26 protein-coding genes and 1 pseudogene are annotated in these 26,652 nt (G+C 72.5%); 13 read left to right on the top strand and 14 right to left on the bottom strand.

From position 1 onward, the window contains the following. Positions 1 to 133 precede the first annotated feature (133 nt). Both AB0J86_RS10000 and AB0J86_RS10005 read right to left on the bottom strand, forming a co-directional pair. Positions 134 to 1,549, bottom strand: coding sequence for a trehalose-6-phosphate synthase (locus AB0J86_RS10000; protein ID WP_363855380.1), 1,416 nt, complete (start codon positions 1,547 to 1,549; stop codon positions 134 to 136). Positions 1,550 to 1,736: 187 nt separating this feature from the next. Continuing rightward, positions 1,737 to 2,591, bottom strand: a complete 855-nt coding sequence (locus AB0J86_RS10005; protein WP_363855383.1) for a DUF308 domain-containing protein — start codon at positions 2,589 to 2,591, stop codon at positions 1,737 to 1,739. Positions 2,592 to 2,795: 204 nt separating this feature from the next. On the opposite strand from AB0J86_RS10005, the gene AB0J86_RS10010 reads away from it, so the two are divergent. Next, positions 2,796 to 3,512, top strand: coding sequence for a lysophospholipid acyltransferase family protein (locus AB0J86_RS10010; RefSeq protein ID WP_363855386.1), 717 nt, complete (start codon positions 2,796 to 2,798; stop codon positions 3,510 to 3,512). A 78-nt stretch (positions 3,513 to 3,590) separates the two neighbouring features. Here the strand turns inward: AB0J86_RS10010 and AB0J86_RS10015 are convergent, their stop codons facing one another. Further along, a complete protein-coding gene (locus AB0J86_RS10015) occupies positions 3,591 to 7,196 on the bottom strand; it encodes an adenylate/guanylate cyclase domain-containing protein (RefSeq protein WP_363855389.1) in 3,606 nt (1,201 codons plus the stop codon). Positions 7,197 to 7,428: 232 nt separating this feature from the next. Between AB0J86_RS10015 and AB0J86_RS10020 the strand changes: the two genes are divergently transcribed. Then, on the top strand, positions 7,429 to 7,632 hold the full coding sequence (locus AB0J86_RS10020; protein ID WP_363855392.1) for a hypothetical protein: 204 nt from the start codon (positions 7,429 to 7,431) through the stop codon (positions 7,630 to 7,632). Between the two features lie 144 nt (positions 7,633 to 7,776). On the opposite strand, the gene AB0J86_RS10025 is transcribed toward AB0J86_RS10020, so the two are convergent. The 3 genes and pseudogenes from AB0J86_RS10025 to AB0J86_RS10035 all read right to left on the bottom strand — a co-directional run. Continuing rightward, the gene (locus AB0J86_RS10025; protein WP_363855395.1) at positions 7,777 to 8,469 is read right to left on the bottom strand and encodes a Crp/Fnr family transcriptional regulator; all 693 of its coding nucleotides are present in this window, start codon (positions 8,467 to 8,469) and stop codon (positions 7,777 to 7,779) included. A gap of 745 nt (positions 8,470 to 9,214) precedes the next feature. Further along, on the bottom strand, positions 9,215 to 9,340 hold the full coding sequence (locus AB0J86_RS10030) for a hypothetical protein (RefSeq protein WP_363855398.1): 126 nt from the start codon (positions 9,338 to 9,340) through the stop codon (positions 9,215 to 9,217). Continuing rightward, a pseudogene (locus AB0J86_RS10035) lies at positions 9,283 to 9,483 on the bottom strand (hypothetical protein); the annotation flags it as partial. The gene AB0J86_RS10030 and the pseudogene AB0J86_RS10035, both read right to left, overlap by 58 nt. 281 nt (positions 9,484 to 9,764) lie before the next feature. On the opposite strand from AB0J86_RS10035, the gene AB0J86_RS10040 reads away from it, so the two are divergent. The 5 genes from AB0J86_RS10040 to AB0J86_RS10060 all read left to right on the top strand — a co-directional run bounded on the left by AB0J86_RS10040 (position 9,765) and on the right by AB0J86_RS10060 (position 14,090). After that, positions 9,765 to 10,259, top strand: a complete 495-nt coding sequence (locus AB0J86_RS10040) for a polyadenylate-specific 3'-exoribonuclease AS (RefSeq protein ID WP_363855401.1) — start codon at positions 9,765 to 9,767, stop codon at positions 10,257 to 10,259. 262 nt (positions 10,260 to 10,521) lie between these two features. Further along, positions 10,522 to 11,547, top strand: a complete 1,026-nt coding sequence (locus AB0J86_RS10045) for a 6-phosphofructokinase (RefSeq protein ID WP_363855404.1) — start codon at positions 10,522 to 10,524, stop codon at positions 11,545 to 11,547. Between the two features lie 165 nt (positions 11,548 to 11,712). Further along, positions 11,713 to 12,531: a pyrroline-5-carboxylate reductase gene (gene proC / locus AB0J86_RS10050; protein WP_363855407.1), complete on the top strand. Its 819-nt coding sequence runs from the start codon at positions 11,713 to 11,715 to the stop codon at positions 12,529 to 12,531. Between the two features lie 79 nt (positions 12,532 to 12,610). Continuing rightward, positions 12,611 to 12,961 carry a DUF2203 domain-containing protein gene (locus AB0J86_RS10055; protein WP_363855410.1) on the top strand — a complete coding sequence of 117 codons (351 nt, stop codon included), beginning with the start codon at positions 12,611 to 12,613 and terminating at the stop codon, positions 12,959 to 12,961. A 256-nt stretch (positions 12,962 to 13,217) separates the two neighbouring features. Further along, positions 13,218 to 14,090: an oxidoreductase gene (locus tag AB0J86_RS10060; RefSeq protein WP_363855413.1), complete on the top strand. Its 873-nt coding sequence runs from the start codon at positions 13,218 to 13,220 to the stop codon at positions 14,088 to 14,090. 154 nt (positions 14,091 to 14,244) lie between these two features. Here the strand turns inward: AB0J86_RS10060 and AB0J86_RS10065 are convergent, their stop codons facing one another. Both AB0J86_RS10065 and AB0J86_RS10070 read right to left on the bottom strand, forming a co-directional pair. Beyond that, positions 14,245 to 15,066 (bottom strand): class F sortase, encoded by an 822-nt coding sequence (locus AB0J86_RS10065; RefSeq protein WP_363855416.1) that lies wholly within the window; start codon positions 15,064 to 15,066, stop codon positions 14,245 to 14,247. Between the two features lie 16 nt (positions 15,067 to 15,082). Beyond that, on the bottom strand, positions 15,083 to 15,997 hold the full coding sequence (locus AB0J86_RS10070; RefSeq protein WP_363855419.1) for a DUF4397 domain-containing protein: 915 nt from the start codon (positions 15,995 to 15,997) through the stop codon (positions 15,083 to 15,085). A gap of 519 nt (positions 15,998 to 16,516) precedes the next feature. On the opposite strand from AB0J86_RS10070, the gene AB0J86_RS10075 reads away from it, so the two are divergent. From AB0J86_RS10075 to AB0J86_RS10090, 4 genes are all read left to right on the top strand, one after another. Next, positions 16,517 to 17,872 carry a glycosyl hydrolase family 28-related protein gene (locus tag AB0J86_RS10075; RefSeq protein ID WP_363855422.1) on the top strand — a complete coding sequence of 452 codons (1,356 nt, stop codon included), beginning with the start codon at positions 16,517 to 16,519 and terminating at the stop codon, positions 17,870 to 17,872. A gap of 296 nt (positions 17,873 to 18,168) precedes the next feature. Further along, the gene (locus AB0J86_RS10080; RefSeq protein WP_363855425.1) at positions 18,169 to 18,513 is read left to right on the top strand and encodes a hypothetical protein; all 345 of its coding nucleotides are present in this window, start codon (positions 18,169 to 18,171) and stop codon (positions 18,511 to 18,513) included. Then, positions 18,510 to 18,932 (top strand): globin, encoded by a 423-nt coding sequence (locus AB0J86_RS10085; protein ID WP_363855428.1) that lies wholly within the window; start codon positions 18,510 to 18,512, stop codon positions 18,930 to 18,932. The genes AB0J86_RS10080 and AB0J86_RS10085 overlap by 4 nt, the downstream gene beginning before the upstream one ends. Positions 18,933 to 19,156: 224 nt before the next feature. After that, entirely contained in the window at positions 19,157 to 20,779 is a 1,623-nt protein-coding gene (locus AB0J86_RS10090; protein ID WP_363855430.1) for a glycosyl hydrolase family 18 protein, read from the top strand. A gap of 72 nt (positions 20,780 to 20,851) precedes the next feature. On the opposite strand, the gene AB0J86_RS10095 is transcribed toward AB0J86_RS10090, so the two are convergent. From AB0J86_RS10095 to AB0J86_RS10110, 4 genes are all read right to left on the bottom strand, one after another. Continuing rightward, positions 20,852 to 21,046: a hypothetical protein gene (locus AB0J86_RS10095; RefSeq protein WP_363855433.1), complete on the bottom strand. Its 195-nt coding sequence runs from the start codon at positions 21,044 to 21,046 to the stop codon at positions 20,852 to 20,854. Continuing rightward, on the bottom strand, positions 21,036 to 21,563 hold the full coding sequence (locus AB0J86_RS10100) for an RNA polymerase sigma factor (RefSeq protein ID WP_363855436.1): 528 nt from the start codon (positions 21,561 to 21,563) through the stop codon (positions 21,036 to 21,038). The genes AB0J86_RS10095 and AB0J86_RS10100 overlap by 11 nt, the downstream gene beginning before the upstream one ends. 277 nt (positions 21,564 to 21,840) lie before the next feature. After that, on the bottom strand, positions 21,841 to 22,068 hold the full coding sequence (locus AB0J86_RS10105) for a hypothetical protein (RefSeq protein ID WP_363855439.1): 228 nt from the start codon (positions 22,066 to 22,068) through the stop codon (positions 21,841 to 21,843). A 183-nt stretch (positions 22,069 to 22,251) separates the two neighbouring features. Continuing rightward, a complete protein-coding gene (locus tag AB0J86_RS10110; RefSeq protein ID WP_363855442.1) occupies positions 22,252 to 22,857 on the bottom strand; it encodes a cadmium resistance transporter in 606 nt (201 codons plus the stop codon). Between the two features lie 249 nt (positions 22,858 to 23,106). Here AB0J86_RS10110 and AB0J86_RS10115 point away from each other — a divergent pair, with 249 nt between their 5' ends. Next, entirely contained in the window at positions 23,107 to 23,508 is a 402-nt protein-coding gene (locus AB0J86_RS10115) for a hypothetical protein (RefSeq protein ID WP_363855445.1), read from the top strand. A 91-nt stretch (positions 23,509 to 23,599) separates the two neighbouring features. Here the strand turns inward: AB0J86_RS10115 and AB0J86_RS10120 are convergent, their stop codons facing one another. Together AB0J86_RS10120 and AB0J86_RS10125 are read right to left on the bottom strand one after the other, a co-directional pair. Then, positions 23,600 to 24,370: an SDR family oxidoreductase gene (locus AB0J86_RS10120; RefSeq protein WP_363855448.1), complete on the bottom strand. Its 771-nt coding sequence runs from the start codon at positions 24,368 to 24,370 to the stop codon at positions 23,600 to 23,602. Between the two features lie 180 nt (positions 24,371 to 24,550). Beyond that, positions 24,551 to 24,982, bottom strand: coding sequence for a MarR family transcriptional regulator (locus AB0J86_RS10125; RefSeq protein WP_363855451.1), 432 nt, complete (start codon positions 24,980 to 24,982; stop codon positions 24,551 to 24,553). Positions 24,983 to 25,337: 355 nt separating this feature from the next. Between AB0J86_RS10125 and tuf the strand changes: the two genes are divergently transcribed. After that, the gene (gene tuf, locus AB0J86_RS10130; protein WP_363855454.1) at positions 25,338 to 26,525 is read left to right on the top strand and encodes an elongation factor Tu; all 1,188 of its coding nucleotides are present in this window, start codon (positions 25,338 to 25,340) and stop codon (positions 26,523 to 26,525) included. Positions 26,526 to 26,652: the final 127 nt, after the last annotated feature.

The following is a 26,652-nucleotide window of genomic DNA, read 5'->3' on the forward strand; positions in this document are numbered from 1 at the left end:
GAGTACCAGTTGTTGCGCAGGAACGTGTACGGCAGGCCCGAGTCGATGATCAGCTGCTCGGTGGCGCGGTGCTCGTCGGCGAGCGTGAAATCGGCCGCCGCCCGCGCGGCGACCGGCCGACCGGTGGTCCGGGTCAGGTGGCGATCAGCCGGTTGGCGATGTCGCCGGTACGGTCCAGCGCGGTCAGGTACGACCGCGCCCAGGCGCGGATGTCGTGGGTACGCAGGTGCTCGCGCATGCCCCGCATCCGTTCGCCGATGTCGGCGGGGGTGGCCTGGAGCGCCTGCATCAGCGTGAGCTTGAGGCCCTCCAGGTCGTGCGGGTTCACCAGGTACGCCTGGGTGAACTCGGCGGCGGATCCGGCGAACTCGCTGAGCACCAGCGCGCCCGTGTTGTCCACCCGGGCCGCCACGTACTCCTTGGCGACCAGGTTCATGCCGTCGCGCAGCGGGGTGACCGCCATGACGTCGGCGATCCGGTAGAGCGCGGCCAGCTCGGCCCGGTCGAAGGGCTGGGTGAGGTAGTGGATCGCCATCTCGCCGACCCGGCCGAACTCCCCGTTGATCCGGCCGACCTCGCGCTCCACCCGGTCGCGGAGGATCTGGTACTGCTCGACCCGTTCCCGGCTGGGGACCGCCACCTGGACGAGCACCGTGTCGCGTACCTTCACGTGCCCGCCGGCGAGCAGCTCGCTGTACGCCTTGAGGCGCTGCTCGATGCCCTTCGTGTAGTCCATCCGGTCGACGCTGAGGATGACCTGCTGCGGGTCGCCCAGGTCGCCGCGGAGCTTGCGGGCCCGGCGCGCCACGTCGGGCCGGGCGGCCAACGCCTCCATCTCGGACATGTCGATGGAGACCGGGAACGCGCCGATGCGGACCACCCGGTCGCCGACCGCGATCCGCCGGTCGGTGGCGGGCAGTTGGAGGACCTTGGTGGCGAGCTGGGCGAAGTTGTGCGCCGCCTGGGCGCGCTGGAAGCCGACCAGGTCGGCGCCGAGCATCCCGAGCAGCAGTTCGGCCCGCCGGGGAAGCTGCATGAACAGCTCCGGCGGCGGGAACGGCACGTGCAGGAAGAAGCCGATCCGCAGGTCGTCGCGGAGCGCGCGGAGCAGTCCGGGCACGAGCTGCAGGTGGTAGTCCTGCACCCAGACCACCGCGCCGGGCTCCGCCACCTCCGCGGCGGCCTCGGCGAAGCGTTGGTTGACCCGCTGGTACGCGTCCCACCAGCGGCGGTGGTAGACGGGCTGTTCGACCGCGTCGTGGTAGAGCGGCCACAGGGTGGAGTTGGCGAAACCCTCGTAGTGGTCCCGCACGTCCTCCCGGCTCAGCGGCACGCTGTGCATGCGTACGCCGTCGATGTCGGCGAGCTTCGGGGCCGGGCCGGTACCGCCGGCCCAGCCGACCCACGTGGCGGGGGTGTGCTGGAGGAGTGGGTGAAGGGCGCCGACCAGGCCGCCGGGGCTGCGGCGCCACTCACAGGCGCCATCTGGTGCCAGACCGTCGTCGATGGGCAGGCGGTTGGCAACGACCACGAGAGAACTCTGACGCATCCGGGCACCTCGTTCCGGGCGAGGCGACCACCGCGAATGACGCGCGATCGGGTAGTCGTGAGGGGAAGGTAACTTACAGCAGTATTCCTACTGACGGCAAGTTACGTGGTTGTTACGCCGGTGCGGCCACGGCGCGAGTTATGGGCCCTACGGGCGATTCGAGATATCTTGACGCGTGTGCGGAGCGTCACACTACGGCGCCGTCGTCCGGATCGCCCTCTTCGTCGTCCGTGCCCGGACGCAGCCGCCAGATCAGCGTGACGAACCCGGCCAGGATGGCGCCGAACCCGATCACCGTGGCGAGACCCCGGTCGATCGGCAGGAGCGCGGGGAAGAGGAAGAGCGCGAACCCGAACACGATGGCCAGGGCGCCGACGACCGCGTACTTGGAGATGCGCGGCAGCGGCGGTGGCGGCGGCGGGGTGTAGCCCTCGTCGTCCGGGTCGTCGGGCAGGTCGGCGCCGAACGTGTCCAATCCGTCGAGCAGCGACGGCTCGTCGGCCCGTCGGTCGAGCGAGATGCCGGAGAAGTCGGCGGCCGAGGGGAGCCGGCCGGGGCCGCGCGGGCCGGGCCGGGAGGCGTCCGGGTCGGTGCTCGTCACCTCGGCCTCGGCGCGCTCGCCCGCCGTTCCCGCCGGTCGCGCGGGTACGTCCTCGGCCGCCGGCCAGGGCGTGGCACCCGCGGCCACCTCGGTGTGGTAGCCGGCCACGATCTTGGCCCACTCGGCGTCGATGTCGGGGTCCGCGCCCGGTCCCGGCTCCGCGCTCGGCGCACTGTCGGCGAGCTGGGCCAGGTAGTCGCGGGCGGTGGCGAGATGGGTGCGGTCGACGTAGAGGCGGTCGATCGGTCGCGGCGGCACGGTTGTCGTCCGGGTCACCGGATTCAGGTCCGCGGACGGTTGCAGGTAGGCGGCGATGCCGCCGGCGGCGAGCACGTCGAGCAGGTGTTCGCCGACCCGGGGATCCACGTCGCCGGCGACGGCGTACTCCGACGCGTCGAGTCCGTTGTCCCGCCGCCCGCGGCGGGCGCCACTCGCTGACACCGGACACCCTCCCTACCGGCGCGTGCGCGCCCCACCCGCTGCCGTGCGCCGAGCGGCGCACGCCGTGGATTGAATCGTGACACGACAGCTGCGGGTTCCGGGAGTGCGTTGTGGCGCGCCGCTCCGGCTTCGTACGCTCATTGCCGACAGTCCCGCCCGCGACCGGCCCGTCGGGCGCGGCGGGAACCTTCGGGAAGGACACCGGTGCTGTACTGGCTGATGAAGTACATCATCCTCGGCCCCTGGCTGAAGCTGATCTTCCGACCGCAGGTCGAGGGGAGGGAGAACATCCCCGCCACCGGACCGGTGATCATCGCCAGCAACCATCTCTCCTTCTCCGACTCCATCTTCATGCCCCTGATGGTCAAGCGAAAAGTGACCTTCGTCGCGAAGGCCGAATACTTCACCGGCAAGGGGCTCAAGGGCTGGTTGATCAAGCAGTTCTTCGTCGGTACCGGGACAATCCCGGTCGACCGCTCCGGCGGGCGGGCCGCCCGCGCCGCGCTGGACACCCAGCTACAGGTGCTGCGCCACGGCAACATCGCCGGCATCTACCCCGAGGGCACCCGCTCGCCCGACGGCCGGCTCTACCGCGGCAAGACCGGCGTCGCCCGGTTGGCGCTGGAGAGCGGCGCCCCGGTGGTTCCGGTGGTGATGCTCAACGCCGACGAGATCCAGCCGCCCGGCAAGCTGATCCCCAAGATCAAGCGGGTACGGATCAGGTTCGGCGCGCCGCTGGACTTCTCCCGGTACGCCGGGATGTCCGGCGACCGGTTCGTCGAGCGGGCGGTCACCGACGAGATCATGTACGAGCTGATGGAGCTCTCCGGCCGCGAGTACGTCGACGTCTACGCCCAGAAGGTCAAGAACCAGCAGAGCGCCCCCGCCAAACCCGAGCCCGCCGCCCCGCTGGCCGCGTGACGGGGCCGCGCAAATACAGAGAAAGAGTGGCTGTGGCGCGCCAGATAGCCACTCTTTCTTTGTATTTGTGGCCCGCCCCTAGCTTGCGAGCACCGGGGACCAGCCGCCGGTGACCTCGTGGGGCGGTTCGCCGAGGCGTAGCAGGCCGGGGGCGCGGTTGCGGCGGGCGAAGGCGCGTACCTCCGCCAGCACCGTCTGCGCCGCCGCCGGCTCCCCGGCCTGGCGGAACTGGCCCGCGGCGAGGGCGAGCGCCAGCATGCGGTCGGTGACGTCGGGGATGTCCGCGTAGATCTCGGCCGCCGCCGAGTAGAGCTGGGCGGCCCGGGCGTGGTCGCCGTCGGCGGCGGCCACCGCCGCGGTGACGGTACGCAGCGCCGCGTCGGTCCACGGGGTGCGGTGCCCGACCCGGTCCAGCATGCCCCGCACCCGTACCGCCGCGTCCCGCCCGGTCAGCGCGGCGGCGTACGCGGCAGCCGAAATCCACTCCCCGCTCGCCATCGCCGGTATCGCCGACCACGACTCGGCGAGCTCGTCGAGCAGCTCGGCGGCCTCGGCGGAGCGTCCCTGCAGCGCCCGGCAGAGCGCGCCGACGCCCAGCATGGTCCAGCGCGGCCGGTGGAACCCGCTGCGCCGGGCGGTCTCCAGCGCGTCGGTGACGTCGTCCTCGGTCGGGGCCGCACCGGCCACCCCGAGCTGCGGCGCGGCGGCGCCGGTGCGGGGGAACCCGTGGCTCCGCCCGCCCTGCCCCGGCGCGGCGCGCTCGCCCGGCATCGGCTCGCCGCGCAGCAGGCGCAGGGCGGCGCGCAGCCCGCGCACCTGCATGTCCCAACCGCCGGTCGGGGTGTCGACGAAGGCGTCCGCCGCGGCGAGCAGCTTGTCGAACTCGCCGTCGAAGTAGGCGCACATCGCCTCGCCCGAGTAGTCGGTGGTCAGCGTCTGCGCGCTGACGGTACGGGCCGGAGCGGTGCTGAGCAGCTCGTTGGAGCGGATCCAGTCGCCCTCCTCCCGGATCGCGAAGGCGAGGTTCTGGAGCGCGCGGGGCTGGGCGAGGAGCTGGTTGTCCCGGGCGAACTGCACGATCGCGTGCAGCTCGTCCAGGCCGGCCCGGTCGCCGGCCTGGTAGCGCGCGGTCGCCGCGGTGATCCGGGCGTTGGTCGCCTCCTCGGGCAGCCCCAACCGATCGGCGATCTCGGCCGCCGCGTCGGCCGCCGCGATCGCCGGGTCCCGCTCGTAGTTGAGCATGTGCAGCCGGCCCAGCTCGGCGTAGGCGTCGGCCTTCTCCGGGGTGTCCGGCAGCGCGTCGAAGAGCTCCACCGCCCGGTCGAGGCAGCGCAGCGCGGTGGTGCGGTCGGCCCGTAGCCAGGCCGCCTGACCGAGCAGCGTCCAGGCGCGGGCCGCGCAGGCGTGGTCGTCGTGCGCGAAGAGCTGTTCGGCCAGCGAGGTGAGCCGTTCGGTGCCGCCCGCGGAGTGGAAGGCGTTACCGTCCCGGTAGAAGGCGATCTCGGTGCTGAGCAGCTCCAGCTGGAGCCGGCCGAGCGGGTCGGAGTCGTCGGCGAGCGCCAGGGCCCGGGCGGCGTGGTTCTCGGCGGCGTCCAGCGCGTGCAGGGCGTACGCCCGGCGGGCCGCGCGGTGCAGCGCGTCCCGCGCCGCCGGGGCGTACCGTTCGGTCCCCACGTCCAGCGTGCGGGCGATCTCGTGCGCCGCCCAGCGGTGGTGGGCCAGCACCTCGGCCAGGTCGGTGTCCCGGTCGCGGGAGACGGCGTCCAGCCAGTCGGCCGTACGTTGGTGCCGGGCGACCCGCTCGGTACGGGGCAGCCGCTGGTAGCAGACGTCCCGCACCAGTACGTGCCGGAAGCCGAACTCGGGCTGGCCGGCCATGGTCGAGGTGGCCCGCTCGTCGACGAAGTCGCGCTGTTCGAGGCGGCGTAGTGCCCGCTCCACCGACTCGACCGGCTGGTTGAGCGCGGCGGCCACGGCGCCGGGCCAGAACTGCATGCCGACCACCGAGGCGGCCAGCAGGACGGTACGGTCGCCCGTGTCGAGCAGGTCGACCCGGTTGGCGATGACGGAGTAGACGCTGTCGGGGATGGGCAGGTCCTGCTGCTTCTCCAGCGACCAGCCCCGCCCCGACTGGTGCAGCGCGCCCTGCTCGATCAGCATCCGGACGTACTCGTGGGCGTAGAGCGGGTTGCCGTCGGCGACCTCGATCAGCGGGTTGAGCAGGTCGGCGGAGAAGGCGACCTGGCCGAAGATGTGCGCGTAGAGCGCGGCGATGCCGGTGCTGCGCAGCGGCGGCAGCGTGATGGTGAGCGAACCGGTGATCGCGCCGGTCCAGCTCGGCTCCCGGTTGACCAGCTCCGGGCGCGCGCTGCAGACCAGCAGCAGCGGTACGTCCCGCGCGGAGGCGCCGAGCAGCTCGATGAAGCGCAGCATCGCCTCGTCGGCCCAGTGCAGGTCCTCGAAGACCAGTACCGTCGGCCGCCGCGCCGCCAGGGCGATCAGGAACCGGCGCCAGGCGGACTCGGTCTCCTCGGCCGGCAGGTTCCCGCCGGGCAGGCCGACCAGCGGGCGCAGGGCGTCCACCAGCCGGTCCGCCTCGGCCGGAGCGGCCAGCTCCTGCACGGCGGCGCGGAGCCGGGCGGCGGCGGTCTCGGCCGGGTCGGTGTCCAGGATGCCCGCCTCCGCCTTGACGATGTCGGCCAGCGGGGCGGAGGTGACGTTCTCGCCGAACGGCGGGCAGCGGCCGACGTGCCAGGTCAGCGGCGCGTCGATCAGCCGCTCGGTGTGCCGGAACAGCTCGCGGATCAGGCGGCTCTTGCCGATCCCGGCCCGGCCGAGCAGGGTGATCACCTGCGGGACGCGGTCACGCATCGACCGGTGCAGGGCGTTGACCAGCAGGCTCAGCTCGTGCTCGCGGTCGATCAGCGGGCTGCTGTCGAGGTCCCGCTCGGGATGCTGGCGCTGCACCGGCGCCCGCGCGAGCCAGACCTCGGTGGGCGAGGAGCGGCCGCGCAGCGTCACCGGCGACTGCTCCTCGTAGCGGATCGCGTCCTTGGTCAGCGCGTACGTGGTGCCGCAGACCAGCACCCCGCCGGGCGGCGCCACCGACTGCATCCGGGAGGCCGTGTTCACCACGTCACCGGCGACGATCGCCTGGCCGCCGTCGCGGGCCGCCGCCACGTCCACCAGCGCCTCGCCGGTCGCCACCCCGACCCGGAAACGCAGCCCGTCGGTGCCGGTCGGGGCGTACCGGCTCAGCGACCGTTGCAGCTCCAGCCCGGCCCGTACGCAGCGCAGCGCGTCGGTCTCGGTCGCCACCGGCGCGCCGAAGAGCGCCATCACCGCGTCGCCGATGTACTTCTCGACCACGCCGCCGTACTGCCCGATGACGCGGCGGGCGGCCGAGAAGAAGCCGGTCTGCATGCGGCGGACCAGTTCCGGGTCGGCGCGCTCCACGTACGGCGTGAAGTCGATCAGGTCGACGAAGAGGACGCTCACCCGTCGCCGGTCCTCCTGCGGTGCGACCGGGGGCGGTGGTTCCGTCGACTGTGGGCGCCCGCAGTGGGTACAGAACGCCGCGTCCGGCGAGAGGGGGCGATCACAGTGTCGGCATGCGGACGCGAGCTCGGTCCCGCATCCGCCGCAGAAGCGGTCCTCGGCGGCGGCGGGCCGGCCACATTGCACACACGTAGCGGGGATGCCGGTCCTCCTCCTGCGCCGGGTCCTGCCTGGTCCGCTCCGGCCCGGCGGCTCCGGCCGGCGCCGGGGCGGCCGGGCGGCCGCCAGAGCCGAGTATTGCTGGTCCGCGCCATTGTCGGGAACCCGGCTGTTAGTTAACGGACACTCAACCTTGTGGTCTCACCGGTACAGTCGGGCGGCGCACAGGGGACCAATTTTCAGATAGGGAGATAGGTCAATGGTTTATGTCCGACTGGACGGGGAGTGGACCGACGGCGACGGCGTCAGCCACGCGGCGGGCGAAATGATCGATGTGGACGCCGCCACCCTGGCGAAGCTCCAGGCCGCCGGCGTGGTCAGCGAGGGCGCCGGCAAGGAGGACTGGGCCGGCCCGGGCAGCACCACCACCGGCTGGGCGGGGCCCGGCAGCACCAAGCCCTGAGCGGGGCGACGAGCACGGCACCGGGCGCCCGGTGACCCGCCACGGCGGATCACCGGGCGCCCGGTCGCGTCCGCGGGGTGCCGCCGTTGCGCGCGCTAGTCACGCCGTGCCGGTCGGGCGGCGCCGTCCGGGCGCCCGGTGCCCTCAGCGGTCGGCCATGCCCGCGCGGCGGCGCAGCGCGCCGACGTCGGTGACGACGATGCGGCGTCCCTCGGTACGCAGCCAGCCTCGGCTGGCGAACGACCCGATCGCCTGGTTGACGCTCTGCCGCGAGCCACCGGCCATCTCGGCCAACTGGCTCTGGTTCAGCTCGATGGTGATCATCGGCGCCTGGCTCTCGCCGGCGAGCCGGACCAGCGTCTTGGCCACCCGCCCCGGCAGGTCCAGGAAGACGTGGTCGGCGTTCTGTTCGGTCAGCCGGCGGATCAGGCCGCCCAGCGACCGCATCACCGCGTCCAGGATGCGCGGGTTGGAGTGCACCAGTTCCATGAAGGCGCCCCGGGAGAGCGCGAGCGCCGTGCAGTCCTCGATCGCCTCGGCCGAGGCGGACCGGGTGGAGGCGTCCAGCAGGGACACCTCGCCGAGCACGTCGGGGGGGCGGACCACGGAGAGCACGGCGCGCTCGCCGGTCGGGGCGGTGCGGAAGACGGCCACCGCGCCGCGCCGGAGCACGATCAGGGACTCGCCCGGATCGTTCTCGACGAAGAGCAACTGCCCCTTGCGGTAGGTGCGCGGCACCGCCGCGGCGATGACCCGTTGCCGTACCTCCGGCTCGAGCCCCGCGAACATCTCTACGCCCGTGAGCGCATCACCCGGCTCCGGCAGGCGAACCTCCACGGCCCAACCCCTCCCCGGCCTAGGACCACAATTTGCTCCTCGTCGATCTTGCATCGGCCGAGTGCAAGGTGAACTGACACCGGTTACCTGTTCCGGTAGCGGTACACATCAGATCATGACGGTCCTGTCGCTTGCTGTACACCCCCGAAATCACTTCTGTGACAGTTCTGCCGCCTGACGGTCGGCATTCTGGTGTCCAGATCCGCTGCTGGGTGGGGGCCGTACGGGGGCGCAGCGGGTTGGGGTTGCGGGGTGCCGCGGTCGGCCGGATCGGGCGGCGAGTGCGTCGGGTCCGGCCGACCGCGGGAGGCGTCAGGGGACCGGGACGGGGGATCGCGGCGCGGTTCGGGTCGACCACGCCGAGGTCGGGTGATCGGCCCGACGTGGCAGGTCACGCACCGCTCACACTCGTGCCCGGGCCCCGGGAGACCTGGGACTCCCGGGGCCCGGGTGCCACGCCGGGCCCACGCTCCCCGGCGTGCCGGGCCCGGTTCGACCGGCCCGGGACCGGCCGTTCGAACCGAGTCCCGGTGCGAGGCGCGCGAGAAGTCGCCAACTTCGCCATCTCGCTTTAACCACGGGCGAACGCGAAAAGATCGGAAAATGTCAGCGCCGCCGCGAGTGTCGGATAGCCGGCATACGTTCGATCCGAAAGCGGCTCGCCGACGTGATATCCCACTCACTCGGGGCCCGGCTCCGGGTGAGTGGCGCCGTCCGGACTCCCCGTACCGTCGGGGTCGAGCAGTCAGGTGTCCTTCGAGCCGCCGCCCCGCGCGGAGTTGACGATCAGACTGCCCGCCGGGGCGACCCGGGTCAGCGCCACCGGCGCGACCACCGGCTTGAGCACCAGCTCGTCCAGGCGGCGCAGCACCTCCGTACGCCGCTCAGCTGTTCCCGGGCGAGCAACTGGTACTCGTCGAGCATCCGCCGGTACCGGGAGGTCGGGGTGACGGCCGGCGCCTCCCCGGAGAGCAGCGGGACGGTACCGGCCGCGACGATGCCCAGCCCGGCCTGGTCGGCGGTCTCCGCCCCGCACCTCGCCCCGCACCTGGCCCCGCCCCTCGGGCCGGGTCCGCTCCGGTCTGGCGCCGCTTACCACCTCGGTCATGGTTGCTCCCGGGTCCGTCCGGTCCCGTGTGCGGTTCCGAAGAGCGTTTCCAGCGCACGTGCCAGTTATGTTTCCGGGGCATTAGGGTGCGTCGCCCGTGGTGGTCGGCGGTGCCGCCGAGGGCTCGGGGCCGGCCGGGGGAGGGCCGGTGACGGGCCGGCCGTACGGGTGGGAAAGGATTGGCGCGATGGTGTACCGCTACTTCTACGACTGCGAGTTCATCGAGGACGGCCGGACGATCGACCTCGTGTCGATCGGCGTCGTCGACGAATACGACCGCCACTTCTACGCGATATCGACCGAGTTCGACGACTCCCGGGCCAACCCCTGGGTACGCCGCCACGTGCTCGACAAGCTTCCGTCGCCGGGCGACCCCGCCTGGCGCTCCCGGGAGCGGATCCGCACGGAGCTGTACGACTTCCTGATGGAGCCGCTGCACGGCCGCCCGAGCGAGCGGATGGAGCTGTGGGCCTGGTATGCGGCGTACGACCACGTGGCGCTCGCCCAGCTCTGGGGGGCGATGCCGGCCCTGCCCCGGGAGATCCCCCGCTTCACCAAGGACCTGCGGCAGCGCTGGGACGACAAGGGCCAACCGCCGCTGCCCGGCGCCTCGGCCGAGCGGCACGACGCGCTGGTCGACGCCCGGCACAACCTGGCCCGCTGGCGCGCGATGGGCGGCTGACCCGCGCCGGCCGTACCGCGACCCGGTCGCGCGGGCCCGGCTGACCCGTCCACCGCCGGTGACCCGGTCCGCCCCGGGGCCGTGACCTGGTACGTCCGACACGTGGACGCGCGGCAGGGGCGCGCTGGCCCGCGTGGGACGAGACGGATACAGTTCGCATTGACGGCCCGCCCCGGGCCGGCAATGGTGCCGACGGTACTGCCGTGATCGCGACCCTGGGGCTTACTGGGCTCAACTGAAGCTCCTGGAGGATGAGCAGATCATGCGTATCGGCGTGCTCACCGGCGGCGGTGACTGCCCGGGTCTGAACGCGGTGATCCGGGCGGTGGTGCGCAAGGGCGTCGCCAGCTACGACCACGAGTTCGTTGGTTTCCGGGACGGCTGGCGGGGCCCGCTCGAAGGGCTGACCCGTCCGCTGGGCATCCCGGAGGTCCGCGGCATCCTGCCGCGCGGCGGTACCATCCTCGGCTCCTCCCGGACCAACCCCTTCAAGATCGAAGGCGGTGTCGAGCGGATCAAGAACAACCTGGCCGAGCAGGGCGTCGACGCGTTGATCGCGATCGGCGGCGAGGACACCCTCGGGGTCGCCACCAAGCTGCACGAGCTGGGCGTACAGGTCGTCGGCGTGCCGAAGACGATCGACAACGACCTCGGCGCGACCGACTACACCTTCGGCTTCGACACGGCCGTCAACATCGCGATGGAGGCGATCGACCGCCTGCACACCACCGCGGAGAGCCACCACCGCACCCTGGTCGTCGAGGTCATGGGCCGGCACGCCGGCTGGATCGCCCTGCACGCCGGCCTCGCCGGCGGCGCGAACGTGATCCTGCTGCCCGAGCGGCAGTTCGACGTCGACCAGGTCGCGACCTACGTCGAGAAGCGGTTCCAGACCCAGTACGCCCCGATCGTGGTGGTGGCCGAGGGCGCGCTGCCGCTCGACGGCCAGATGCGGCTGCAGAACCAGGAGCTGGACGCCTTCGGGCACGTCCGGCTCGGCGGCATCGGCCAGTGGCTGGCCGAGCAGCTGGAGGCGAAGACCGGCAAGGAGGCCCGTACCGTCGTGCTCGGGCACATCCAGCGCGGCGGCACCCCCACCGCGTTCGACCGGGTGCTGGCCACCCGGCTCGGTCTGCACGCGATCGACGCGGCGCACGAGGGCGACTGGGGCAAGATGGTGGCGATGCAGGGCACCAACATCGTCCGGGTGCCGCTGGTCGAGGCGACCAAGGAGCTGAAGACGGTACCGCTGGAGCGGTACACCGAGGCCGAGGTCTTCTTCGGCTAGTCGAGGCCGGGTGGTTCGGGGTGGCCCGACCGCGCCCGGCGCGGCCCGTCAGGCTTGACGTCCGCGCCCGGCACGGTCGGGCCCCTCGACGACCCACCGGCCCGCTGCCTGCGGCGGGCTCGGCGGTGCTGCTGGGCGGGGTGTCACGGGACAGGAGGGGTGCTCATGGCGCCGGGAGCGCACACGGTCGCCGTGATCGGCGCTGGCAAGATCGGTGAGCTGGTCCTCTCCGGGCTGCTGCGGGCCGGGTGGCCGGCCGAGCGGCTGCTGGCCACGGCCCGGCGGCCGGAACGCGCCGAGGAGCTGGCGGCCCGGTACGGCGTACGGGTGGTGGACAACCTGACCGCGGTGGCCGAGGCCGACGTGCTCGCCGTCGCGGTGAAGCCGCAGGACGCCGGCGGCTTGCTGGACGAGATCGGCCCGAAGGTACCGGCCGACAAGCTGATCATCTCGCTCTGCGCGGGCCTGCCGACCAGCTTCTTCGGCCGCCGGCTGGGCCACGGCACGCCGGTGGTCCGGGTCATGACCAACACCCCGGCCCTGGTCGACCAGGCGATGACCGCGCTCTCGGCCGGCGAACACGCCACCGACGAGCACCTCGCGCTGGCCGAGGAGATGTTCACGCCGCTGGGCGCGACCATCCGGGTGCCCGAGTCGCAGCAGGACGCCGTCACCGCGCTCTCCGGCTCCGGGCCGGCGTACTTCTACCTGCTCGTCGAGGCGATGGTCGACGCCGGCATCCTGCTCGGGCTGCCCCGCCAGGTCGCCCACGAGCTGATCGTGCAGACCGCGATCGGGTCGGCGACCATGCTCCGGGACTCGGGTGAGCACCCGGTCAAGCTCCGCGAGGCGGTCACCTCGCCGGCCGGTACCACCATCTCCGCCGTACGGGAGCTGGAGCGGCACGGCGTACGGGCCGCGCTGCTCGCCGCCCTGGAGGCCGCGCGCGACCGGGCCCGGGAACTCGCCGCGCAGGTCGACTGAGCCGGCGCGCGGAACCGCCGGGGCGAACGGCGCGCTCGCCCTTCACCCGCCCGTACCGGACGTCGACCATACTGTCCGCGTGTTCACCATCGCCCAGGCGCGCCATCTGATCGCCACGCTGCGCCCCCGGATCGACGAACTCATCACGCTCCGCGCCGACCTGGCCGAGCTGCGCGCCGACCTCGCCGACGGCGGTACCAGCCCGCTGGGCGGCCTGCCCGAGACCAAGGGGCTGGAGGCGCGGATGTACGGCATCCTCGACGAGCTCAACCAGCACGACATCCAGGTCAAGGGCATCGCGCCGCTGCTGCTGGACTTCGCCGGCGAGCGCGACGGCCGCCCGGTGCTCTGGTGCTGGCTGGAGGGGGACGACGACATCCGCTGGTACCACCGCCTGGAGTGCGGCTTCCCGGGCCGCCGCCGGATCTAGCGCGCCACCCCGCCCACCACCCCGCCCAGCACCCCGTCGATCTAGGGCAAATCCCCGCTGTTTGATCTCCAATCATCGCGATTTGCCCTAGATCGACGGGGCTGGGGTGCGTGGGTGGGCGGGAAGGTGGTCCCCGTGCTCCCAGGAAACGGGGGGCACTGCCTGCTCTCCCGGAGTCGGCGCACAGTCGTAACCAGACGGGTTAACCTGAATCTCCGGTTGGCCCGGTACAAGCGTTATGACTGGAAGAGGCAAAATGACCAACGCTGTCTCGGGCGGTGCGGTCGCCCTCGCCGACGGCCTCACCATCAGCCGGATGGGCTACGGGGCGATGCAGCTCGCCGGGCCGAACGTCTTCGGGCCGCCCAAGGACCGGGAACAGGCCCTCGCCGTGTTGCGCGAGGCGGTCGAGCTGGGCATCGACCACATCGACACCGCCGACTTCTACGGCCCGACGGTCGTCAACGAACTCATCCGCGAGGCGCTGTACCCGTACCCGGGCGAACTGCGGATCGCCACCAAGGTCGGCGCCCGCCGGGGCGCGGACGGCAGCTGGCAGCCCTCGCACGCGCCGGACGACCTGCGCGCGCAGGTGCACGAGAACCTGCGGCACCTCGGCCTCGACGCGCTCGACGTGGTCTACCTGCGCACCGGCTCGCACGACGGCACCACCGAGGAGTCGCTCGCCGAGGAGTTCGGCGTCCTGGCTGAGCTGCGCCAGCAGGGGCTCATCCGGCACCTCGGGCTCAGCGGCGTCTCCTCGGTCCAGCTCACCGAGGCGCAGGCCATCGCTCCCGTGGTGCTGGTACAGAACCTCTACAACATCGCCAACCGGCAGGACGACGATCTCGTCGACCGGTGCGCGGCCGAGAACATCGCCTTCGCGCCGTTCTTCCCGCTGGGTGGGTTCACCCCGTTGCAGTCCCGGACGCTCACGGACGTCGCCACCCGGCTCAACGCGACCCGGCAGCAGGTGGCCCTCGCCTGGCTGCTGCAACGCTCGCCCACGATCGTCCTCATCCCCGGCACCTCCTCCCCGGCCCACCTGCGGGAGAACGTCGCCGCGGCCGACCTGGTGCTGCCGGCCGACGCGGTCGACGAACTGGACGCCATCGCCCGGCAGGTCTGACCCACCGCGGCGGGCCTGGCCGCTGGGGCGGGGCGCGCCCGGTCGGCGTCCGCGCCCGGTCGGCGTCCGCGCCCGGTCGGCGTCCGCGCCCGGTCGGCGTCCGCGCCCGGGCTCGTCGGGCGCCATGCGGCCCGTCAGGCCCCGTGCGGGCCCGTCAGGCGCCGGGTCCGGGCGGAGGGTCGGCGACCGCGAAGACGACGACGTTGTCCCGGTACCGGTGCTCGCGCCGGTCGAAGCCGCCGCCGCAGGTCACCAGCCGCAGCTCCGGCCCGGGCGTGGGCCCGTACACCGCGTCCGTCGGGAAACGGTTCTTGGCGTACCGGCCGGTCGCGGTGACCCGGAACGTGAGCCGGCCCAGCCCTCGCTGCACCTCGATCCGGTCGCCCGGGCGCAGCTGCGGCACCCGGGCGAAGACGGCCGGACCGTCCCGCGAGTCGAGATGACCGGCGATCACCGCGGGGCCGGTGTCCCCGGGCGCCGGGCCGCCGCCGTACCAGCCGGCGAGGGTGAAGTCGGCCGGTGGGGCGAGCCGACCGGCCCGGTCCAGGCCGAGGGTGACGAGTACGGCGTCCAGCCCGATGCGTGGGACGCGGATCCGGGTCGGGTTCCCGGCGGGCGTCCGCGGCCCAGGGGTGGCGCCACCGGCCGCGCCCGGGCCGACGGCGGCCGGCCCGGCCGGGCCCGCGCCGGCCAGGGCGGGGGTGTCGCCCCGGTCGGCGCGGGCCGGGGAGGACGGGGCCGGGGCGGCGGTGGGCGCGTCGGGGCGGTACGTGGCGATCCCGAGGAGCGTGCCGGCGGCGGCGCACGCCATGATCGTGATCGCGGCGATCCCGGGACAGGAAATCCGCCGCAGCACGCCCGACCGCTCGGTCGGCTCGGTCGGCGGCTCGGTCGGGGAGGCCGGCCCGGTCGGCGGCTCGATCGGCTCGGTCCGCTCGATCGACGTGGCCGGCTCGGTCGGCGTGGTGCTTGCCATCGGCTTGCCGGCCCGGTCAGCCGCGCCGGGCGCGGCGCCGGAGCAGCACCACCCCGGCCGCGGCGCTGACCGCGAGTATCGCGCCGGCGGCGAGCACGACCAGCGCGTACGGCGGGCCGGACCGGCCGCCCGAGGCGAGCCCGCCACCGCCGGTCTCCACCCCGCCGGACGGTACGACGCTGCCGCCGCGCGCGTCGGTACGCAGCTCGGTGGTAAGCCCGCCCCGCTCGGCGTCGAGCACGACCAGGGAGTAGACGGTGCCCGGGCTGAGGGTTACGTCGACGCTGGTCGGGGCGGTACCGGTGGCGCCCAGCCGAAGCCGCCAGCGGCCCGGCGCGATCTGCGAGTACGCGGTGCCGGTGGCGAACCGTACCCCGGTGGCGATGGTCGGGCCGTCCGTGGCGGCGACGTCGAGCAGGGGCGCCCGGACCGAGGCGTGCAGGACGCGTACCTTGGCCTGGCCCGGCGCCGGCGCGCTGAGGTCGTCGTCGAGGACGCGCAGCCCCAGGTCGGCGTAGCGCCCGACCCCCGCGACCGTGTAGGCCGCTCCCGAGGTCACCGCGACCTCGGTGGTCAGTACCGGCGGCTGGCTGGCCGGGGCGCCGGCCTTGCGCATCGCCACCGCGTAGCGCCCGGTGGGCAGGGGCAGGTAGTCGGAGAGCACCCCGTAGCCGACGGCGTCGAAGACCCGGGGCGTGGTCCCGTCGCCGGGGCCGCTGAGGTAGACGTCGACCGGCGGGGTGTCGGGGGAGAGGTGGGCCAGCCGGACGTAGCCGGTCGACGCCGCGCCGGCGGGAGCCGCGGCGGCACCGCCGGGGATCGCCGCGGCGGTCCCGCCGGTGGCGAGCAGGATGATCGTGACCAGCGCGCCCCGGACCTGTGTCCCGTGGAACCGCCGCGTCCCGGAGAACCGTGGAGCGGGAAAAGTCATCTTGCCTCCTGCGTACGGCCGCGCGTGCGCACCTGGGCGCGCCGGACATGGTCACCGGCGGCCCGCGTGACGGGTGGGTGGCACCGGTCCGGCTCCCGCTCGAAGGTGGCGGGGCGCTCGCCGGTGGGGCGGCCAGGTGGCGCTGGTCGATCGCCGTGCCGGCACGGGGTCGTCCGCGCACGGCCCGATGCCCGTCGATCCGACGGGCACCGGGGTACCGCGTCGTTCCCCCTGCGTACCGCGCAACTAACCTGGGCTTCGGCCCGCAGAACAGAGTCCCGTCCATGGCACTCGAACGCAAGAGCCGTACGGCAGGTAATCAAATCGTGACCGTGAGATGTCACCCGATCGGGGGACCTCTTCCGTTGTCGTCCGGCCGGAATCGGTCGCCCGGACTTTGTACGACTTCTGTATTCCTCGATGGTGGGCTTGGGCGCCGCCCGGACAGAGACCGCGCGGCCGCCGATTTCCGACCGCGCGAAGCGGTCGCCGGCGGCGTCCCGAGAACAGGAGTGGTGCGTGCCGACACAGGAAGAAGACCCGAGACGGCTGGGCCGGATGACCCGACGATCCCTCGGCTTCGGTGCGGCCGGAGGGCTGGGTGCGCTGGCGTTCGGTGCCGCCGCCGACCCGGCCGAGGCGAACACGGATCCGGCGGTCTATTCGGTGGACGTCAAGGACCACGGCGCCAAGGGTGACGGGACCACCGACGACTCGGACGCGATCCGGGCGGCGGTGGCGGCGGCCATCTCGGGCCGGGTCGGCGGCGTGGCCCAGAAAGAGGTCTTCTTCCCGCCGGGAAACTACAGGGTGACCAAGAAGGACACCCTGATGTGGTCGCCGACCAACGGGCAGGCGGATCAGATATTCGGGCTGCGGTTCCGTGGCGCCGGGCCGCGGGTGACGAACATCAGTTTCGCCACCAGCTTCGCCGCGAACGCCGACCCGCGCGAGAACAACCTGCTCACGGCCGCGGTGCGGCTGCGGTACGTGTACTTCGAGGACATGAGCTTCAGCTCGACCAACAAGTACAACCGGTTCGCCTACTACTGGTCCCGGGACGGTGACGACACCAACTACCAGTACCCGGCGTACGGCGTGGGGCAGAACCAGTACTTCGTCTACCGCAACATCGAGTGGCGCGGCTCGTGGGACCGGGTCATCGGCGTCGACGGCGACCAGCAGGCGAACAACAACAGCGAGCACCACTTCATCCTCTGCTCCACCGACACCCAGTCGAAGTACGCCGACGCGTTCCTGCACTGCGGCATCTCGGACCCGGCCAACCGCAGCCAGCAGAACCAGTTCCTGAACTACTTCATGCTCTCCTGCAATTTCGCGCTGGCCGGCGGCGACTTCTTCCGCTTCGACCGGGGCGGCTCGATAAACGTCTACGGCGGTTCCTGGTCGATGGTCGGTACCGAGCCCGCGCGGTACTTCTACATGCCGTTGGCGAACGGGGACATGACCGCGGCCCGGCTCAACGTGAACGGGGTGCGGTTCGAACCGAAGAACAGCGCCAACCAGAAGGTGATCGACTGCAACTGGAACAACGGCAGCGTCACGTTCACGTCCTGTTCCGACGTGGCCTCCATACAGTCCGCGGAGGCGAACAACAACTACCACCTCTACAACGCCACGTCCGGGCGGATCCCGATCGTCCGCTACCAGGACTGCGCGCTCGGCGGGTACCACGAGGTCAGGGCGGCCGGCACGGCGCTCACCAACGGCAAGATGATCTACGAGGGCTGCCGGTTCTGGCACACCACCCAGGCCGTGAGCACCACCACCGGCACCGCCTTCCTGCGGTACGCCAGCGCGCCGGCCCGGTACGCGTTCCGCGACTCCTGGGCCACCCCAGACGTCTCCGGCTGACGCCGCGACCACCCGCCGCGCGGGCGCCGGTTCGTCGGACCGGTGCCCGCGCGGACCGGTGCCCGCGGACTGCGCTCCCACCGCCGATTCCCGGTCTGACCAGGAAAAATCGTCCCGGAATGCGGTGGGATCATGTTCTCTCCGTAGTCGAACGATCACTCCCTGGACAGTTTGTGCGACGTGATAGTTCCACGAACTCCTAGCCTCTCCTGCTGGGACGCCCGGCTGGCCGCGACCTGGACTCCGTCCGGTCGGGCGTCGAACAGCTTCCCCCGACGCCGAGGAGAGGACTCTCCATGAGCATGACCACGGCCGGCTCCGCCGCCGGCACCGTCGCGAGCCGGGTGGCGGGCACGTCCCCCGCCGCGCGTACGACCGGTGATCCGGTCGCCCGGGCGCTGGGCGAGTTGCCGGTGCTGACGCCGGTCCGCCAGGAGCACCTGCCGCTGGCGGTGCGGGCGGTGGTGGTGCACGCGCCGCAGGAGTGGCCGGCGGGGCCGGTCTGCCGCAACGACCGGTCGCCGTACCCGTGCCGCCTGGCCCGTTGGGGCCGGGGCGTGCTGGCGGCGGCGGGGGTCGCCGAGGATCGGGTGGAATCGCTGATCGCCGCGGGCGATCCCTACGCCTCCCCGTGGGCATGAGCGGGAGCGGCGCCCCGGCGTACCCGGCGGTGCTCGCGTCGCCGCTGGTGCCCCGGGCGCTCGTCCCGGATTTGGTACCCACCGCCTTCGACCTGCTCGGCGGGCCGCCGGCCGTACGGGACGCCGTCTGGCGCTGGCTGCGGCTGGTGGAGGCGGACGCCGCGCTGGCGCCGTACCTGGTGGGGGTGGACGTGCCCCGGCTCGCCGGGCACCTGGCGATGCTGCTCACCACGGCGCTGGGCGGGCCGGCGGGCGACATCGCCCGGCCGGTGGTGGACGCCTGGCGCGGGCTCGGGCTGACCGAGGCGTACCACCGTCGGGTGGTCGACTACCTGACCGGGGTGCTCTGGGCGATGGACCTGCCCGCCGCGGACATCGCGCTGGTCGGCCAGGCGTTCGCCGGCGACGCCGCGCCCTGACGGGCGCCGGTCCCGCCCTCCCGCGCCCGGGTCCGCACGGGGACCGCGCGCGGCCCGGACGGCCGGGCGGCTCGCGCGGCCCGGACGGCGGGCGCTCGCGCGGCCCGGACGCTCCCGACGCTCATCGACGGATCGAAAAATCGACATCTTGACGGAGTGGTGAAGGCGTTAGTAGCGTCGCTTTAACTTTTTGGAAGGTTTCCTAACTGTTGGGGAGACGCCACATGAAGAGAACACTCCGTCGTGCCCTCTGGGCCGGCGCGGTGGCTGCGGTCGCGGTTGCCGCGGTCCCGGTCACGTCGGCGTTCGGTGCCGGCAGCGTCACCACCACCTTCGCCGCCGCCTCGGACTGGGGCACCGGGCACGAGGGCAGGGTGACCATCACCAACGGGTCGGACGCCAGCCTCTCCACCTGGCGGATCGAGTTCGACCTGCCGTCCGGCACCACCATCAGCAGCTTCTGGGACGCCGACGTCACCAGCAGCGGCAACCACTACGTCGCGGTCAAGAAGAGCTGGGCCGGGGCGCTCGCCCCCGGGGCCTCCTTCAGCTGGGGCTACAACGGCACCGGCCCGTACCGCGCGCCGCTCAACTGCACCATCAACGGGGCCTCGTGCGGCGGGGGCGGCACGCCGCCGACCGCCACCCCGACCACGGCCGCGCCGACGACCGCGCCACCCACCACCGCCCCGCCGACGACCCCGCCGCCCACCACGGCACCACCGCCGCCCGGGGGCAAGAAGGTGGTCGGCTACTTCGCCGAGTGGGGTGTCTACGCCCGCAACTACCACGTCAAGAACATCGTCACCAGCGGGTCCGCCGCGAAGCTCACCCACATCCTGTACGCCTTCGGCAACACCACCGGCGGCCGTTGCTCCATCGGGGACAGCTACGCCGACTACGACCGGGCGTACACCGCGGCGGAGAGCGTCGACGGCGTCGCCGACACCTGGGACCAGCCGCTGCGCGGCAGCTTCAACCAGCTGCGCAAGCTGAAGCGGCTCTACCCGAACATCAAGGTGATCTGGTCCTTCGGCGGTTGGACCTGGTCGGGCGGCTTCACCCAGGCCGCGCAGAACCCGGCCGCCTTCGCCGACTCCTGCTACAACCTGGTCGAGGACCCGCGCTGGGCGGACGTCTTCGACGGCATCGACGTCGACTGGGAGTACCCCAACGCCTGCGGGCTCTCCTGCGACACCAGCGGCCCGAACGCCTTCAAGAACGTCGTCTCGGCGCTGCGCAGCCGCTTCGGCTCCTCCGCCCTGGTCACCGCCGCGATCACCGCGGACGGCAGCAACGGCGGCAAGATCGACGCGACCGACTACGCCGGCGCGGCGGGCAACCTGAACTGGATCATGCCGATGACGTACGACTACTTCGGCGCCTTCAACGCGCAGGGCCCGACGGCACCGCACTCGCCGCTGACGTCGTACACCGGGATTCCGCAGCAGGGCTTCTGGTCCGACGCCGCGATCCAGAAGCTCAAGAGCAAGGGCATCCCGGCCAACAAGCTGCTGCTCGGCATCGGCTTCTACGGCCGGGGCTGGACCGGGGTGACCCAGGCCGCCCCGGGCGGTACCGCCACCGGCGCGGCGCCCGGCACGTACGAGGCGGGCATCGAGGACTACAAGGTGCTCAAGAACAGCTGCCCGGCGACCGGCACCATCGCCGGTACGGCCTACGCCAAGTGCGGCAGCAACTGGTGGAGCTACGACACGCCCGGCACCATCGGCGGCAAGATGAGCTACGCCAACACCCAGGGTCTCGGCGGCGCCTTCTTCTGGGAGCTCTCCGGCGACACCAGCAACGGCGAACTCATCACCGCCGTCAAGAACGGTCTCGGCTGAGCCGAGGGCCGACGCAACACCCACGACGGCGGGGGGTCGGATGCCGGCCCCCCGCCGTTCCGGCGTACCGGATCAGACCTCGGCCTCGTAGACCATGCTGAAGGCCGAGGGCCGCTCGCTCCGGGCGAGTTCGGGGTCGAGGCCCACCTCGCGGTACAGGTCCCGCAGCCGCTGTTCGACGTCGATCACGGCGTTCAGGGACGCCAGCGCGGACGCGGGCGTCCGTTCGAGGATCCGGTCGAGCACGAGGTCTTTGTCAGGGTCCATCGCTTGCCTCCTTTCTGGCCGTTGGGCTGGACTGCCCGAGCCTGCGGATGAGCTGCCGTCGGGCGTACCGCAGGTGCGAGCGTACGGTTGCCGGTTTCTGTCCGGTGCGGCTGGCGATCTCGTTCGGGGTGTAGCCGTCGATCGTCCAGGCCATGACGTCCCGCTGTTCGACCGGCAACCTGTTCAACAGTTGCAGGACGTGGCAGACCTCGGTGTCGAAGATCGCCTCGGTGACCTCGTCCAGCCGACCGTGTCGCAGCATCAGCTCCCGCTCGCGCAGGGACTGGCGCCGACCGCGCCACAGGGTGCGCCGCGCGACCAGGCGCGTCCATGCCTGCGGGTGGTCGATGGTCGGCCAGACGAGCAACGCCGCCTTCATGGTTTCCTGGGCGACATCCTCGGCCTCGGCCAGCGATGCTCCCTGGGTGATGAGGAAGCGGATGAGCCGCGCGAAATCCTCACGGTAGTAGTCGGGGAAGTCCTTTAACTCCTGGGCCTGCGTCTGGGCGGTGAGCATTGGCGGTAGTGCCTCCATTTCTGGGTGAAGCCAGGGCCCGATCGGCACTCCTCCATGGCCATCCATTCCCTTCGTACGGGCAGCCGAGATCCTCTCGACTCCACGTTGACCTGTGCGGTAGCGCCGATCCGGTCCTCGCCCCCCGTTTTCGACCCGACGACCGGTCTGTCACTGCACCAGGTGGGTGCAAACCCGACGACCGGGCGTGCAACGCGGCGACCAAGATTTTTCGTGGTCGGTCGCACCGGTTCCCGCCGCACGCCCCGGTCGCCACGGTCTACCGGCGCCGGCCCACCAACCAGCCGAGGCTGACCGCCGCCGCGGCGGCGATCCCGGTCACCCAGACAGAGCCGGTGGTGACGTAGGCCGCCGGCACGCCGACCAGCGCGACGTTGGCGAGCGTCACCAGCCAACCGTTGTCGTCGCCGTTCCCCGGCGAGGTGAGCCGCCGGTCCTCCCTGCCTGCCGCGTTCGCCGACCTCCTGGCGTTGCTGACCTTCGGCACCGGGACCCACTCCCTACTCTCCGCCGCACCGGCCGTCCGACGCGGCTCCGTCGTAGGGAAGGTGTCGCGTCGCGGGCGCGGCGTGCAGCGGGTAGGCGAGAGTCCGGTGTGCCGCAGCGGGGGATGGTGCACCGCCGCGGGCGATCGCCGCCGACGGCCTGACCCTCAGCCCGGTTCGGGATCTCAGCCCGGTCCGGGGGCGGAGCCGGACTCGACGACGATGACGGCGCCGATGAGCATGAAGACTCCGGGCACGATCCAGTGCCCGAATCGCCGTACCATCGCGATCACCCGCCGGTGGGAGCCGAGCCAGGATCCGGCCAGGCACCAGGCGGCGACCCCGACCGCGAAGACGGCGACGGTGACGAGGCTGCCGGACAGGCCGATGGTGCGGAACATCGGGGTGTAGACGGAGATGTTGTCCGCGCCGTTGGCGACGGTCACCCCGGCCACGGAGAGTAGACCGGCGGCCACTGCGGGAGTGGGCGGTTCATCGTCGTGGCGGTGGCGGATCGCCGCGACGAGGCCCTTCACCCCGAGGGCGAACGGGACCAGCCCCAGCAGCCCGACCCACCGGTCCGGGACGATGGTCAGCCCGAGGGCCGCCACGGCCGAGACGGCGGTGAGCACGCCGATGCCGGCGTACTGGCCGGCCCAGATCTGCCAGGGTTGGGGCTGACCGGCCGCGCGGGCGGAGAGGAACAGCACGGTCAGCACGATGATGTCGTCGACGTTGGTGCCGGCGAACACCGCGACCGCCGCCCCGACGGTCCCGAACAGATCTGCCACGGGTAGGCACTGTAGGGCGCAACCCCGCCGGGATCACCGACCCTCTCGGTCGGGGTTGCCGCGCGCCTGTGCCGAAAGATGCGGAGTGCCTGGACCGTGGCGGCGGGAGCGTTCTCTCTTTTCGCTCCACATCAGATTCGATGTGGTCACACTCCTGGGGAGGTGGAGCGAAAGGAGAGACTTACCTTCTGGGCGGTTACGGAAGGTAGTTCCGCGGCCCGTCAGCCCTGCTTCACGTTGGAGGCGCAGGTGACGGCGGCGAACCGGTTGGCCCCGGCTGATGCGGGTGAGGCCACGGCGCAGGGGTTGTCGGTGTACGGGTCGCTGTTGTTGCAGGGGGCGATGGCCGCCGCGCGGCTGGGTGACCACAGTGGCGTGGCCGATCTGGTTCGCGAGGCGGGGCACGTCGCCGCCGCGTTGGGTGGGGATCGGAACGAGTACTGGACGAGTTTCGGGCCGACGAATCTGCGGTTGCATGTGGTGGCGGCGCGCGTGGAGTTGGGTGAGGCCGGGGTCGCGATCGAGGCGGCCGAGGTCCGGCACCGACCGGTCGCGCACGCGGCGCTGCGCGACGCCGCTCGGCGGGTACGCGGGAAGCTTCCCGGCCCTCTCGCGGACCTGGCCCGACGCGCCCGCATCGACCCGCTGTAGCCGACGCGGGCCGGGCGGATCGCGGATCTTGGGCCGAATTGGCCCCTGTGAGGGCCACTACTTCCCAAGATTGCGGAGTGCGCCTGTTCGCTCAGACGCCGCCGGTGACGTTGAGGGTCTCCCCGGTGATGTTGCCGTTCGCGGGGGAGCCGAGGAAGACGATGGCGCGGGCGACGTCCTCCGGGGTGGAGAGGCGGCCGGTGGGGGTGTGCGCCGCCTGGCGGTCGCGCAGGTGCTGGGGCATGACCGCGAGGTTGCGTTCGGTGACCGTGAATCCCGGCGTGACGATGTTGACCAGGATCTCCCCGCCCAACTCCGCGATCAGGCCGTTGGCCAGCCCGGTGAGCGCCGCCTTGCTCATGCCGTAGATCCCCAGGCCCGGCTGGCCCGGCCCGCGGTGCCGGGCGACGTCCGAGGAGATCAGTACGATCCGCCCGTCCCGCCGGCCGCGCATGGCGGGCAGCACGGCCTGGAGTACGGCGACCGCGCCCTCGACGTTGGGTCGCAGCAGGTCCCGCCACTCCTGCGGAGGCACCTGCTCGAACCGGCGCTCGGGATCGGGCAGCGCGCTCGGCCACTGCACCGCGTTCGCCACGAAGACGTCGATGCCGCCCCACCGCGCCCGTACGGTCTCGACGGCGTCGGTCATCGACGCGGGATCGGAGAGGTCGAGGCGTACCGGCAGGGCCGTGCCGCCGACCGCGGCGATCGCGGCGCAGGTCTCCTCCGCCATCCCGCGTTCGCTCTGGTAGCTGAACGCGACGTGTGCCCCCTCGCGGGCGAACGCGACGGCGGTGGCGCGGCCGATGCCGCGCGAGCCGCCGGTCACGAACACGATTTTGCCGGTCAATCCGAGATCCACGGTTGCTCCTTGGTCAAGGCTTGGGTCAGGGGGCCGTGCCCTACCGCGCCGGCCTCAGGCCGGGCGACAGGATTGCTAAGCCAGCTTAGCAATAAGCTAAGCCGGCTTAGCAAATGGCGAGGCGCCGGCTCGGGTCGCGGCGGCGGTGTCGCGCCCGGGTGGGGGTCGGTGGGGAGAGGGCTAGCCGTCCTCGCCGCGCAGGGAGCGGCGCATTCTGGTCAGGAGTTCGGCGAGCTGCGCCGTCTCCCGGTCGGTGAGCAGCGCGACGGCGTCCCGCTGGAGCTGGTCCATCGCCTCGGTGACGGGCTGCCGCAGCCGCCGGCCGCGCTCGGTCAGCCAGGTCCGGATGCGCCTGCGGTCCTGCTCGTCCGGCTCGCGGTGGACCAGCCCGGCGGCCTCCATCCGGCGCAGCGCCCGGGTCAGGGTCGCCGCCTCGACGCCGATCCGCTTGGCGATCTCGCTGGGCGTCAGGCCGTCCTCCGCCCAGAGGCACTCCAGCACGAACTGCTGGCCGGCGTGCACCCCGTACCCGCTCAGCCGCCGCTCCGTCTCACTCTTCGACGCGCGGGAGACCTCGACGAACCGCTCCCACACGTCCCTGGCCGCCGTCACGGGAACTGACGCTACCTGGCGAAATAATCGGTGGCCCGGAGGCGGCGCGCTCGGCTAGCGTGACCGCCATGTTCGCCACGGTCGGTTTCGCGCGGCCCGCAGGTGTCTGCCTGCCGGGCGCCGCCGCCGTGTGCGCGGGGCCGGTACGGCCCGGCCGACTGGATAGCGGCGCGCGAGGCTGACCCTCCTCCCGCTCCAGCAGAACCCACGGAGGAGGGTGGCCCGGTTTCCGGTGCCACCCCGTCGAGGCGTGGTGTCCGGACGCGCGGTTCTGGCGCGGAGATCCCAGCGGGTTTGGCAGCCCGCCCGCGTACCACCGTCCCGCCCTCCGACTATCCGACGAGGACAGTCAATCATGGCCAAGAGCCAGTTCGTGCGGAACAAGCCGCACCTCAACATCGGCACGATGGGGCACGTCGACCACGGCAAGACCACCCTCACCGCCGCGATCACCAAGGTGCTCGCCGAGCGCGACCCGGCCGTCAACCGCTACGTCTCCTTCGACGGCATCGACCGGGCGCCGGAGGAGGTCGCCCGCGGCATCACCATCACCATCGCGCACGTCGAGTACGAGACCGCCACCCGGCACTACGCCCACGTCGACATGCCCGGCCACGCCGACTACGTGAAGAACATGATCACCGGTGCGGCCCAGGTGGACGGCGCCATCCTGGTCGTCTCGGCGCTGGACGGGGCGATGCCGCAGACCCGCGAGCACGTGCTGCTCGCCCGGCGGGTCGGCGTGCCGTACCTGGTGGTGGCGATGAACAAGGCCGACGCCGTGGACGACCCGGAGCTGCTCGACCTGGTCGAGCTGGAGGTGCGCGAGCTGCTCGCCGAGTACGGCTTCCCGGGCGAGGAGGTGCCGGTGGTGCGCGTCTCCGCGCTGCGCGCGCTGGAGGGCGACCCGCGCTGGACCGGCTCGATCGGGGAGCTGCTCGACGCGGTCGACCGGTACGTCCCGGTGCCGCCGCGCGAGCTGGAGAAGCCGTTCCTGATGCCGATCGAGAACGTGCTCACCATCTCCGGGCGCGGCACCGTGGTGACCGGGGCGGTCGAGCGCGGCACGCTCCGCCCCGGCGAGGCCGTCGAGGTGGTCGGCCTCGGGCCGACGCTGTCGACCGTGGCGATCGGGCTGGAGACCTTCGGCCGGTCGCTGGAGGTGGCGCAGGCCGGGGACAACGCGGCGGTGCTGCTCCGTGGGGTCAAGCGCGACCAGGTGCAGCGCGGCCAGGTGGTGGCCCTGCCGGGCAGCGTCACCCCGCACCGGCGGTTCGCGGCGCAGCTCTACGCGCTGACCACCGCCGAGGGCGGGCGGCACACCCCGTTCCACGCGAACTACCGGCCGCAGTTCTACTTCCGCACCACCGACGTGGTCGGGACGCTGGAGCTGGGCGAGCTGCCGCGGGTCGACCCCGGCGACACGGTCGCGGTCACGGTCGCGCTGGGCCGGCCGATCGCGATGGACGTCGGGCTCGGCTTCGCGGTACGCGAGGGCGGCCGTACCGTCGCCGCCGGCACGGTCACCGAGCTGCTCGACTGACCGGCCGCCCGGCGGGGTGGGGGGGGGGGGGGGGCGGCGGGGGGCCCCCCCCCCCCCCCCCCCGCCCCCCCCCCGGGGGGGGGGGGGGGGGGGCCGCCCGGCGGGCCGCCGGCTGGCAGAAGGGGGC

The organism is Micromonospora sp. NPDC049559, assembly GCF_040676675.1.
In the GTDB taxonomy this organism is placed as follows: Bacteria; Actinomycetota; Actinomycetes; order Mycobacteriales; family Micromonosporaceae; genus JBFAPK01.

Coding starts and splice junctions, on each gene's coding strand:
- AB0J86_RS10000 (WP_363855380.1), bottom strand. CDS start 1,549: ATGCGTCAGAGTTCTCTCGTGGTCGTTGCCAACCGCCTGCCCATCGAC.
- AB0J86_RS10020 (WP_363855392.1), top strand. CDS start 7,429: ATGGTTTATGTCCGACTGGACGGGGAGTGGACCGACGGCGACGGCGTC.
- AB0J86_RS10040 (WP_363855401.1), top strand. CDS start 9,765: ATGGTGTACCGCTACTTCTACGACTGCGAGTTCATCGAGGACGGCCGG.
- AB0J86_RS10045 (WP_363855404.1), top strand. CDS start 10,522: ATGCGTATCGGCGTGCTCACCGGCGGCGGTGACTGCCCGGGTCTGAAC.
- proC (WP_363855407.1), top strand. CDS start 11,713: ATGGCGCCGGGAGCGCACACGGTCGCCGTGATCGGCGCTGGCAAGATC.
- AB0J86_RS10060 (WP_363855413.1), top strand. CDS start 13,218: ATGACCAACGCTGTCTCGGGCGGTGCGGTCGCCCTCGCCGACGGCCTC.
- AB0J86_RS10065 (WP_363855416.1), bottom strand. CDS start 15,066: ATGGCAAGCACCACGCCGACCGAGCCGGCCACGTCGATCGAGCGGACC.
- AB0J86_RS10070 (WP_363855419.1), bottom strand. CDS start 15,997: ATGACTTTTCCCGCTCCACGGTTCTCCGGGACGCGGCGGTTCCACGGG.
- AB0J86_RS10080 (WP_363855425.1), top strand. CDS start 18,169: ATGAGCATGACCACGGCCGGCTCCGCCGCCGGCACCGTCGCGAGCCGG.
- AB0J86_RS10085 (WP_363855428.1), top strand. CDS start 18,510: ATGAGCGGGAGCGGCGCCCCGGCGTACCCGGCGGTGCTCGCGTCGCCG.
- AB0J86_RS10090 (WP_363855430.1), top strand. CDS start 19,157: ATGAAGAGAACACTCCGTCGTGCCCTCTGGGCCGGCGCGGTGGCTGCG.
- AB0J86_RS10095 (WP_363855433.1), bottom strand. CDS start 21,046: ATGGACCCTGACAAAGACCTCGTGCTCGACCGGATCCTCGAACGGACG.
- AB0J86_RS10100 (WP_363855436.1), bottom strand. CDS start 21,563: ATGCTCACCGCCCAGACGCAGGCCCAGGAGTTAAAGGACTTCCCCGAC.
- tuf (WP_363855454.1), top strand. CDS start 25,338: ATGGCCAAGAGCCAGTTCGTGCGGAACAAGCCGCACCTCAACATCGGC.